At 57.6% G+C, this 11,539-nt stretch carries 6 protein-coding genes; 5 read left to right on the top strand and 1 reads right to left on the bottom strand.

What is annotated here, in order from left to right:
• Nucleotides 1-8 precede the first annotated feature (8 nt).
• Nucleotides 9-2,747, bottom strand: coding sequence for a protein kinase domain-containing protein (locus HDF14_RS24735; protein WP_183981428.1), 2,739 nt, complete (start codon nucleotides 2,745-2,747; stop codon nucleotides 9-11).
• A gap of 555 nt (nucleotides 2,748-3,302) precedes the next feature.
• Here HDF14_RS24735 and HDF14_RS24740 point away from each other — a divergent pair.
• From HDF14_RS24740 to HDF14_RS24760, 5 genes are all read left to right on the top strand, one after another.
• Nucleotides 3,303-3,626, top strand: coding sequence for a hypothetical protein (locus tag HDF14_RS24740; RefSeq protein WP_183981429.1), 324 nt, complete (start codon nucleotides 3,303-3,305; stop codon nucleotides 3,624-3,626).
• Nucleotides 3,627-3,645: 19 nt separating this feature from the next.
• Nucleotides 3,646-6,600, top strand: coding sequence for a YncE family protein (locus HDF14_RS24745; protein ID WP_183981430.1), 2,955 nt, complete (start codon nucleotides 3,646-3,648; stop codon nucleotides 6,598-6,600).
• An 864-nt stretch (nucleotides 6,601-7,464) separates the two neighbouring features.
• Nucleotides 7,465-8,484: an MBL fold metallo-hydrolase gene (locus HDF14_RS24750; protein WP_183981431.1), complete on the top strand. Its 1,020-nt coding sequence runs from the start codon at nucleotides 7,465-7,467 to the stop codon at nucleotides 8,482-8,484.
• A 464-nt stretch (nucleotides 8,485-8,948) separates the two neighbouring features.
• Entirely contained in the window at nucleotides 8,949-10,238 is a 1,290-nt protein-coding gene (locus HDF14_RS24755; protein WP_183981432.1) for a class I SAM-dependent rRNA methyltransferase, read from the top strand.
• Nucleotides 10,239-10,338: 100 nt separating this feature from the next.
• Complete coding sequence (locus HDF14_RS24760) at nucleotides 10,339-11,532, top strand: NAD(P)/FAD-dependent oxidoreductase (protein ID WP_183981433.1); 1,194 nt, start codon at nucleotides 10,339-10,341, stop codon at nucleotides 11,530-11,532.
• Nucleotides 11,533-11,539 lie beyond the last annotated feature (7 nt).

Below are 11,539 nucleotides of genomic sequence, written 5' to 3' on the forward strand. Positions count from 1 at the left end.
GCAAGCTTCTAACGCGTTTCCTTGCCAGCCTGGTCGATGATTAGCACCACGTCGGAGCTAGTCTTGAAACGTGCCACCGCCAGCTCCCTGGCGGAAGGAGACCAGTCAAAGTCGTTGATCGTCTCAGGCACCGGGTTGAAGAGCACATAGGGCGTAGAGCCATCCAGGGGCTGATACAACAAAGTAATCCCGCCACTCCGGAGTGCGTCGTTTACGATGGCCCGGCCGTCTGGCGAAAACTTGGAAAGGTTCACTAGGCTCTGATCGAGGAAGAAGGGTACTTGCATTCGCCCGGAGCTCAGCTCAGTGATAATGACGCAAACTTTTTCTTGCCGAAGCGCGAAAAGAGCTGCCTGTGTTCCATCGTGCGATACCGACGCTTCGGCGTAATTTACCGCTGGAATCAGCTGCTTCGGCTCGCCTCCGGAGATAGGGACGCTCCACAAGGCAACGCTGACGTCGCTTCCAATACTGAAATACGCCTTCTGACTGTCGGCGGAACAACTGGGAGATCGCGCGAATCCGCTGCTCGTGAGTTGAGCGATCTCTCCTCCGTCCGCTTTCATGCGGAAAAGACGCGCCTCGTTACCGCCCTTCGGGAATCCGGTGAACAAAATGTGTCCGTCGGTGCAGGAGGCGATGAAGTCTCCGGGGGTGATCTCGCCAGTATCGAAGCTCTGCACGCTCCCCGTCGCTCGATCGATGGTTCCGATACTCGAACCTTGAACTATATAGAGCAGACGATCCTCCGTGGCCCAGGCAATGGCATTCGGCGTAATCCTCAACGGGAACGTCGAGAGCGGTTCACCGCGATCGGGTCCATACAGAGCGACGTTCGAATCGACATTGGTCAGCACCGTGGCGAGGCTGCGTCCGTTGCCGGAGACCGCCAACTCGCTGTACGAATTTACATCGTTGGTCACCGAATGGAATTCTCCAGATGACTCCGTGATGACGCCAATCTGCGCGCGGTCGCTGTGCTGCTTGTGATAAAGCGTCAGCAGATGAATGCTGTCGGGCATCCAGGCAAGCGTTATGTAGGCGAGACCGGGGTCCACCCAGGAGATCCCCGCTGGCGGCGCCACAGTCGTAAGTTTCTTGGAAGATATCTCTATCACTTTCAGCTCTAACCTCGTCGTCCCTGCTTCCGCCTGTAGCCATGCGATCCGCCTTCCATCCGGAGACCACACCGGCGCCAGCGCTTTCTCCGGAGTCGAATAAAGCACTTGGTCATTGCCGCCATCTTTATCGGCGATATGGATCTCCGCGAATTCGTCCTTCCTCTCGGGCCACCATCTGAGGTAACTAATCCTGTTGCCATTGGGCTCAAAGCTTGCCGGGCTGTCGACGTTAAAGATCAGCTGCCTCGGCGTCCCGCCAAAGACGGGCATCACGTAAAGATCATTCGCCATTTCGTTCTCCGGATTTAAACGGGTGAAGTAGAGATGATTGCCATCCGGCGAGAAGGTGAGTCCAAGGAAGCCATGTCCAAATGCGCCCGGTATCTGTGTCTCAGTGTTGGTCGCTGTATTTCTCACCCACAATGTGCGCTGCCCTTTTTCGTTTTTCACTTCGGCCAGAAAGCGTCCGTCGGCTGAGAGAGCGATTCTTTCGATGGTCCCGATATTGGTGATCTGTTCAACGGAGACGGCGGCGAAGGGCCGGGAACGCGGCCAGAAGCGCCACCCCACAAATCCGGCAATCCCGAGAACGGCCAACACTGCCAACGCGATAGTGGCTCTTCGCCTCCCGCCCGCGGCAGGCGCGGCGATGCCGCCAGCGTTCGACTCTTGCGGGTTCTGCGAAGTTTGGGTCTGTGGAGGGGAAGCCGGACGGGTAGCCGCGGGAGCAGCAGGTATCGCTACACTACCGGAGCTGCTGTTGCGTTGCAGGCGCTTCAGGTCGGCGCGAAGCTCGGCGGCAGACTGGCAGCGAAGCTCTCGGTCTTTCTCCAACGTTTTATTCAAAATGTTTTCAAACTCTGCGGGGAGTTCCGCATTGAGCGAAGTTGGTGGCGGCGGAGGGTGGTTCAGAATGCCATCGAAGACCACAGCCGTCGTGGACCCGCTGAATGGGCGCTGCCCGGTCGCCATTTCGTAGAGAACAACTCCGAGCGAAAAGAGGTCGCTGCGTAGGTCCAGGGGATCGCCGCGCGCCTGTTCGGGGGACATGTAGGCAACGGTGCCGAGTGTCGAACCGGAATCGGTGAGCGAGATTACCACGGTCGAAGCGTCGGAGCCACCGCGGGCCTCATCGAGTTTCGCCAAGCCGAAATCAAGGAGCTTGGCCTGCCCCGAGCTAGTGATGAAAATGTTCGCCGGCTTAAGGTCGCGGTGCAAAATTCCCTTGTGATGAGCGGCGTCCAGCGCGTCGGCCAGCTGTATGCCCATCGCGACCAGCTTCGGGTAAGGCATGGCGTGGCCGCGATAGAGTTTTTCCAGGCTGCTGCCTTCAAGCAGCTCCAAAACCAGGAACGGTGGCGCCGCGGTCTCATCGAGTTCATGGATGATGCAGATGCCGGGATGATTCAGCGAAGAAGCAGCGCGGGCCTCGCGCCAGAAACGCTCCAGCGCAGGGTCGCCGTCGCGGATGGCGGATGCGTCAGCAGCATGTGCGAGGAGCTTGATGGCGACATGGCGGCCAAGCTTCTGGTCGACCGCCTCGTAGACCACGCCCATACCGCCCTGGCCTAACCTGCGGACGATCTTGTAGTGCCCGAGCAGTGTTCCAGAAGCCAGTTCTTTCACCCCAACATCTTGCCTGTAGGCGCAGAATGCGGCAAGTATTCGTTTTTAGCGCACGACAGCCTAACCCGGGCGCGAAAGCACTTCAAGCTAGCTAAGCGGCAGATTTGAACTTCGCGGGAGGTGGAATCTTAATTCCGGCGCACTTTCGTCATTTGGCGCTACATCGCCAATGCGCTCATCGACGGAGATTAGTAACGAGAAGTCGGCTTCCGGAAAGTGATGCTCGATGCCTTGATTTAATTCCTTGGTCAGTTCGGTCAAGCCCCAAAATCGCGAATCACCGCGTCAAACCAGCACATTCGCGTGGCGTATGAGTTACCCTCCAACCGCTATACTCGAAGTGGAGAAATAAAAAGGCCCCTGACTAAGCTAGGGGCCTTTCCTATGATCCCGTAACTCATTCATTCTAAGTATTTTGTACGCAACCAACTTAGAATCATATTCACAGACACCACCCCTCGCCAAACAATTGAAACAAAACAACTTCCGTACAAAATACCTCCGAAGGGGAGGGGGAGGGGTCACCGGGCATAAACGCTAAGCGACCATGGAAAGATGCCTAAAAAAGAAGAAGATCGGGCCCCGCGAGTCGTAGCGGCCCAGCCGCACGGACCAGCCGCAGCGATCACCCGGCGCGCCGCAGACCGCCTCCGAGCCGGACACCTGTGGGTCTATCGCTCGGACATAGAGTCTCTGGTCCCCCCAATCGGAGCCACCGACCTCGAGCCCGGAGCCCTCATAACGGTACTGGATAGCCGAGGCATCCTCCTGGGCACCGGCCTCTACAGCGCAGCCTCGCAGATCGCAGTAAGAATCGTCTCAAACGAAGCCGCACTCCGCGCAGCCCTCCCCGCAATATTGCCTGCGGGTGTTACATAATGCTGGTTTATGATGCGGCATGCCCCCTCTCTCCCGCTCTGCTGTGCTTCGGGTTGTGCTGTGTCCAATGGTCCTTGTTATCCTTCTCATGCAGATCGGCTGTGGTTCAGCTGGCAATCAGACGAGTGGAAGCGGTGGCGGCGGATCTGGTAGCGGCGGATCTGGTGGCGGCGGGTCTGGCGGCGGCGGGTCTGGCGGCGGTTCAGGGTCTGGCAGTGGTGGAAGCAGTGGTCCTCAGGTGACTGCTGCACACGCCTCCTCGCGCACAAGATACCTGCGAATAAACTCCTTCTACAACCCAAACAGCCTGGAGTATGCGCCACCGCAATTCACGGTGTACGACGCCGCGCACCGGCAGTTCTTTGTGAGCAATCCTTACCTGAATGAGATCGACGTTTTCGATGCCACGCAGGAGATCCAGAAGGCCAGCATCAGCATTCCGACCGCGTGGGGGTTAGATATCTCCCCTATTGACGGCAGCCTGTGGGCTGGCACACTGCTCGGCGATCTATACAACATCGACACGAACACTCTCACACTGAACAAGCGCTACACGTCATCGTCGATCGGACCCGGTGGCTTTGCGGCGACAACTGCACTGGTGTTGTCGGATGGCCGCTTGGCACTACAGGGAGCCGCCGGGGGCATGCTGGGTGTCGATGGTTTCGGCACCATCTCCGTGTGGGACCCCGCGACCAACGCAATGGATAGCGGCACAGACGGTCAAGGCGTTTGCCCTTACACCAATGGCGGGTTCGCGCTAAGCGGCGATCGCAAGCTGGTTCTAAATACTACCGTCGATGAAAACGAGACTTATCCGCTGTGCTCTTACGATCCGGTCGCAAAGAAGGGTACGTATGCGTCTTTTCCTCAGCAGACAGTAACCTTTATGCGGCAGATCATCCCCACGTCAGATGGGACGAAGTTCTTTCTGACGACAAACCTCGATGGCGTCATAGAGTTCAACGCACAAACACTTCAGGTTGTGGCTACCATCCTGGCCGATGATAGTGATGACCTTCCGGATGCGGCGGGCGGCGCGGTCATGAGCCTGGATGGCAAGACCCTTTACCTTGCAGATCAGTCGGTCGGAGGGATTGTTGGTTACGACACTTCGACCCTACAGCCGACCGTTTCACTGGCACACCCCATGGTGAATGACGGCCAAAGCTGGATGGTTCCAGCCGCAATCGATGAGACGGGACTCATCGCAGGGCCAATCGGCCACGGTGTCGGATTCGCCGATGCATCGGCACCGATGCCTAAGGTCCTGGATAAAGGATTTTTTCCTGACTTTGCTACCCCGAACACCAGCCTGTTGTCAGGCGGAACGACGATCACGGTGCCCGAGGAAAATACTGGCCTCTCGCAGTTCTTTGTTGGCAATAGCCTCGTCACCGGAGCGTCCATGGATAGTTCCGGAAAAATCAGCGCGACAGTTCCCGGCGCGTCTTCCGGCATGGCTGTCGACCTGACTGCGACCTTTTCCGATGGCACGATCGCCATCTCGCCCGAGGCTCTTAGCTATGGACCTGTTGTGCTGGAAGTAGTGCCAAACGGAGCCACGGCGGATGGCGGACAAACAGGAGCGCTGATCGGTTACGGATTAGGAAACAGCATAAGCGGTCTGCAAGTGAGCATCGGCAACCACGCAGCGACTGTGCAGACTCTTTACAACTCTGCTCCCATATCTCCGTACCCGTTTCCGGTCGAAGCCCTCGTATTTACCGTGCCCCCTGGCGTCGCTGGTCCAGCCGACCTCACACTCACAGCGCCTTCGGGGACCACAACCATCAAGAGTGGATTTCACTACACAGCAGCGGCGCAGGCCTTTCCCTTGGACAGTACTCTCCAGCAGGGTATTTACGATCCGGGGCGCGATCTTTACTTCTTCACCGACACAAATAGCATCCAGGTGCTTAGCAGAAGTCAGGGCAAGTGGCTAGCGCCGATCACCCTGCCTGGAACAACTTCGGCTAGCACCCTTCTCGGATTGGCGGAGTCGCCCAGCGGAAACTATCTTGCCGTGGCGGACTATGGCGGCCAGGCGATCTTCACGCTGAATCCAGGCGAACCGTCAGCAGTAAAGCGTTACCCGATGCCGCCAGGCGATTTCGCCCAAACGCTGGAAGCCCCGGCGGGCGTAGTCGTACTGGATTCGGGCAAGGTATACATGACGACGAATGATATTGGAGGCACAGGCGTATCAGCACTATGGAAGCTCGATCCCGCAACTGGAACCATCAGCTCCTTCGGCAGCGTGTCCAGCGGCGGTGCGGTCGACAAATATGACCATCTGGTGCTGAGCCCCGATGGAAGCCGAGTATACGGCGAAGTAGAAGGTGCCACATTCACAGTGGACACAGCGACAGATACGTTCTCCTCAGCCAACAGTGTAGGCAGCAATGACGGCGGGCAGCAGGATCTCGCGATCTCGGCCGATGGCAGCACGGTCGTTATTGACGACTGCGTAACGGACAGCAACCTCAACCCGGAAAACGTCCCCGCCTATGTGGAGTGGGAGACGTGGCTGCCTGAAGCAGTGATTGGACAAAAGTTGAATAGTGACGGCAGCCTGCTGTTTCAGCCGCTGACGGATGGCATCGACATCCTTTCGAGGAATACGGGCCGCTTGTTATTTCGTGTGCAGGTGTCCGGAGGCTTGAATGGTGTATACGACGCGCTGCTGACGACAGACGACAAGGATACGATCGGCGTGATCACTCCTACAGGAGTGTCATTTCTGGATTTGAGCAGCCTGCCCCTGCCCGCCGCAACGCCGTTTCCTCAGTCGGCCGCGCGTCAGGCAGGCGTGCCACAGCGGACGCGGCCCGACACTAGGGTCGCCCCTAAGCCGCAGTTGAACCAGTTGCCAAAGACAGCGAACAGCAAGGGAGCGCCCTCATTGCGACGTCACGCAGAGAAAAGCATATCCCGCACAGCGTGGGACCTTCCGTCAATGCTGACTCATTGACCTGTGTCCTACTGAGGCAACCAATGCAAGCCCTCCGCACAGAGTAGACCGACAGTGTTGCAGTTGCAGTTGCAGTTGCAGTTGCAGTTGCAGTTGCAGTTGCAGTTGCAGTTGCTGTCGCTGTTGCTGTTGCTGTTGCTGTTGCATTTTTGGTTGTCATCCCTGGAGGGGATCTGCGGTTGTCGTTGTCGTTGCAGTTGCCTGTTATTGTCGTCATTCTGAACGAAGCGAAGAATCCCTATATTCCGCTTTTGTATTTGGTTTCTTCGCTCACCTCTCCGCGTCATTTCGCAGAGGGCTGAAAGCTGGGAGGTAGGTTAAGAAAAAGCTCGCCGTATCCGCCATCGTCCTGCTAGCCCGACTCTCCCGTAGCCAGCTCTACGGCGTCACCGCATCCGATCCCCTCACCCCAGCCGGAGCAGTCCTTCTAGCCGCAATCATGCTCACACTAGCCGCAGTCCCCCGCAAGAAGAACCGCCTCCATAGGACCCATGCAAGCCCTCCGCACCGAGTAGACCAATCCTTAGCCGACTTCTCGGACAAGTGACGAGATGCGCGTTTATGAGGACTAATCTTCGCGCCTAGTCCAAGCTCAATAAGTGCATCGGCCTGTTGGCAACAGTTGAGACCTTGAGTTGCAGAGCGATCACGAAGGCAAACCGGCTGCCGGAACATTCTTGGGACTTGCGGGGCAGGCGGGCAAACCCCGGCTTTGCGAGATCCGTCCGTTGCGCAAAAGCCGCTCGCACCCCCGCAATTTCTCCTTGCAAACGATGTCCTAAATTGACGTATCCATGTCGTGGCATTAGGTGATTGCCTGGGCTAAGCTGAGCTAGCATGCAGTGCTTAGAAAGAGGAATTGAGATGAATACCATCACAAAGCACCCGAAGAAGGAAATGACTTTGCACACTCGTTCGTTCTCGAAAATTGTCTACGTGGCAATCGGGATGATCTTCTCTGCCCCACTTGCAGTCTCTCAAGTTCCACCCACTTCGGTTGAGCAGTCATCAGTTGTCACGCCACACGATTACTTTCACACCGGTGCCGGGGCTCGTTATTTACGCAGAGCAGAAGGAGACATCGTCACGCAACCATTACGTGGAAATATCAGCGTATTGATGGGTTCGGGTGCCAACATCATCGTCTTGTCTGGCGACCGTGGGAAATTTTTGGTCGACGCTGGAATCAGCGTATCGGAAGCCAAAGTAAAGTCCGCACTCAACGCGATTAGCCCCGCTCCGGTCGTATATGTGGTCAATACTCATTGGCATTGGGACCACACTGACGGTAATGGATGGATGCATCAGTCTGGCGCAACGATCGTTGCGCACCGGAACACACTGAAGCACTTGTCCCAGGCAACTCACGTCGACGATTGGAACTGGACCATGCCCCCCGTACAGGCTGGTGCGCGCCCCACAATACTCGTAGATGACAGCACAACATTCATCTTTGCCGGGGACACGATCGATGTAAAGCACAACGGTCCTGGTCATACAGATGGAGACGTCTGGGTCTATTTTGAAAAAGCCGACGTGTTGGCTCTCGGTGATACCTTCTGGAATGGGAACTACCCATTTATTGACAATCAAGATGGTGGCAACATCAATGACGCCATCAAATGGGCCGACATGGCAATCGAACGCACCACTGACAAAACTATTGTGATTCCCGGCCATGGTCCCGTGGGAACGCGCGCACAGCTGATTGAGTTTCGCGACATGTTGGTAACGGTACGAGACAACGTGGCCGCACTGAAACGACAGGGTAAATCGCTCGACGAAGTCATTGCCGCGAAACCTTCAGCTACCTTCGATGAGAAATGGGGGGTGGGTGTGATCGACCCCGCTCATTTTGTCAGGTTGGTCTACGCCGGGCTATGAATAGTCGTGCCAGTTACTGAACACAGGAACGTTCTTCAACTGGCCGGGTGCCCCATATCTCGATTTTGAGATGTGGGCATTCGCGCAAAGCGCGAACCGCCGTTGCCAGGCTCAGTCGCGATTCCGCCTTTGGCAGCCAACTCAGACCCCGACCGCCAAACCTGTCAAGCCCCAAAACCGCAAATCCCCGCGTCAATCCAGCACATTCGCGTGGCGTATCAGTTAGTCTCCAACCGCTATACTGGAAGCAGAGAAATAAAAGGCCCCTGGCTAACCAGGGGCCTTCCCTAGTGGTCCCGTAACTCACTCATTATAAGTATTTTGCACGCAACCCACTTAGAATGAATATTCTACAGACACCATACCCGCCAAACACCTGAAACAAAACGACTTCCATACAAAATACCCCCCAAAGGGAAGGGGGAGGGGGTCAGCAGGCACAAACGCTATGCGACCATGGAAAGATGTCTAGAAAAGAAGAAGATCGGGCCCCGCGAGTCGTAGCGGCCCAGCCGCACGGACCAGCCGCAGCGATCACCCGGCGCGCCGCAGACCGCCTCCGAGCCGGACACCTGTGGGTCTATCGCTCGGACATAGAGTCTCTGGTCCCCCCAATCGGAGCCACCGACCTCGAGCCCGGAGCCCTCATCACGGTCATGGATAGCCGAGGCATCCCCCTGGGCACCGGCCTCTACAGCGCAGCCTCGCAGATCGCAGTAAGAATCGTCTCAAACGAAGTCGCACTCCCCCGCGCCGCCTACCTCGACCAGGTACGCGAACGAGTCCTCGCCGCCCTCGCACTCCGGGACGAAGTAGCCCCCGAGTCCATGGAAGACGACGCCTGCCGACTCATCTTCTCCGAGGCCGACGGACTCCCCGGCATCGTCGCCGACCGCTACAACGACCTCGTCATCCTCCAACTCCTTACCCAGGGCACCGCCCAGGACGACGTCCGACAAGTACTCACCGAAGTCCTCCGCGAACACCTCCGTCCCGACACCGGGGGCATCACCCTCTGGGAGCGCCCCGACCCAAAGATCCGCGAACTCGAACAACTCGCCCACCCAGCACCAGGCCCACTCCACCAAAACACCACCGAATCACCACAACTCACCACCATCTTCACCATCAACGGCCTTCGTTTTCACTTCGACGCAGGCTCCGGCCAGAAGACGGGAGCCTTCCTCGACCAGCGCCTCAACTACGCCGCTGCCGCCCGCTACGCAACTGGCAAAGCGCTCGACATCTGCACCTATCAAGGTGGCTTCGCCCTCCACATGGCCCAGAACTGCCGCCACGTAACCGGAGTCGACGCCAGCCGCAGCGCCCTCGAAGTAGCCGATCGCAACCGCGAGCTCAACCCCGAACTTCCGGCCAAGGTCGAGTGGATAGAAGCCGACGCCTTCGAGCTCCTCCGCGAGTACGAATCCACCGGCCAGCAATACGACACCATCGTCCTCGACCCACCCGCCTTCGCCAAGTCCAAGCGCGCCGCAGAAGGCGCCATGCGCGGCTACAAGGAGCTCAACCTCCGCGCCATGAAGATGCTCCGCCCCGGCGGAACCCTCATCACCTGCTCCTGCTCCCACCACGTCCCCCTGCAGGAGTTCACCGACGTCGTCTCCGCCGCCGCATCCGACACCGGCCGCCGAGTCCAGCTCCTCGAGACCCGGGGTGCCGCCCCCGACCACCCCGCCATCCTGACCCTCCCCGAGACCAGCTACCTCAAGTGCCTCATATGCCGGGTGGGGTAAAAAGCGACGAAGCCAAATCCAAAATCGCCGTTCGTAAAGCCTGGCCACAAAGACAGATCAATTCAAACCACGCGATCAGAGAAACTCCCTATAAAGAGGAATGACAAACAAATCGCACGTGCAGAAGGTTGATGTCGCAATACTAGGCGCAGGCGCAGCCGGAATGATGTGCGCCATTGAAGCCGGAAAGCGCGGTCGCCGGGTGGTCCTGCTCGATCACGCCGAGCGCGTCGGAAAAAAAATCCTCATCTCCGGCGGAGGCCGCTGCAACTTCACGAACATTCACTGCCGCGCAGAAAATTTCCTCTCAGAAAATCCCCACTTCGCAAAATCTGCGCTAGCCCGATTTACTCCCTCCGACATAATCGCATTGGTCGAAAAACACGGCATCCGCTATCACGAGAAGACCCTCGGACAACTCTTCTGCGATCGCTCCGCCCACGACATAATCGCGATGTTGGAACGAGAGTGCGCAGAGGCCAGTGTCCGCACAGTCGTTGGAGCCAACATCATCTCCGTCAACCGCAGCGAGCAGTTCCAGGTCCACACAGCCGACACAGTATTCCAGTCCGAGTCCGTAGTTGTCGCCACCGGTGGCCTCTCCATCCCGAAGATGGGCGCAACCGGCCTCGGCTATACTTTGGCCGAACAATTCGGCCTGCGCATCGTTGAATGCCGGCCAGGCCTGGTCCCCCTTGTCTTGAACGCGAAAGATCGCGAACAATGGTGCGACCTTGCTGGCGTTTCGGCCGAGGTCGTGGCAGAAGCGGGAGCGCGTTCACAACGAGGAAGCTTTCGCGAGAAGATGCTGGTCACACACCGCGGGCTGAGCGGTCCCGCGATCCTGCAGGCATCTTCCTACTGGCACCCCAGCGAATCGGTATCTCTTGATCTCGCGCCAGATGTACATGTGATGGCCCCACTCCTCTTGCGAAACGCAAGAAGAGATACCGCAGCAGCAATCAACGCCATCCGCACGGTATTGCCAGCGCGTATGGCCGAACGATGGATTTCTATCTATCCCCCCGATGACTGGACGAATGCGTCTCTGACCATGATGGAACAACAGCTCCATGCGTGGCACCTTACGCCAGCAGGAACCGAAGGCTACGCCAAAGCTGAGGTCACAGTAGGAGGCGTTGACACTACGGAGCTGGATGCAAAGACAATGCAAAGCCGTAAGGTGGCAGGTCTTTATTTTATTGGCGAGATCGTCGACGTAACCGGATGGCTGGGTGGATACAACTTTCAATGGGCATGGGCTTCCGGAGTAAGTGCGGGACTGTCAGCATGAAGGATCC

Source organism: Tunturiibacter gelidiferens (genome assembly GCF_014201335.1).
Taxonomy (GTDB): domain Bacteria; phylum Acidobacteriota; class Terriglobia; order Terriglobales; family Acidobacteriaceae; genus Edaphobacter; species Edaphobacter lichenicola_E.

Bases quoted from the DNA above. Each gene is read 5' to 3' on its own strand.
- HDF14_RS24740 (WP_183981429.1), top strand. From the start codon at position 3,303: ATGCCTAAAAAAGAAGAAGATCGGGCCCCGCGAGTCGTAGCGGCCCAG.
- HDF14_RS24745 (WP_183981430.1), top strand. From the start codon at position 3,646: ATGCCCCCTCTCTCCCGCTCTGCTGTGCTTCGGGTTGTGCTGTGTCCA.
- HDF14_RS24750 (WP_183981431.1), top strand. From the start codon at position 7,465: ATGAATACCATCACAAAGCACCCGAAGAAGGAAATGACTTTGCACACT.
- HDF14_RS24755 (WP_183981432.1), top strand. From the start codon at position 8,949: ATGTCTAGAAAAGAAGAAGATCGGGCCCCGCGAGTCGTAGCGGCCCAG.
- HDF14_RS24760 (WP_183981433.1), top strand. From the start codon at position 10,339: ATGACAAACAAATCGCACGTGCAGAAGGTTGATGTCGCAATACTAGGC.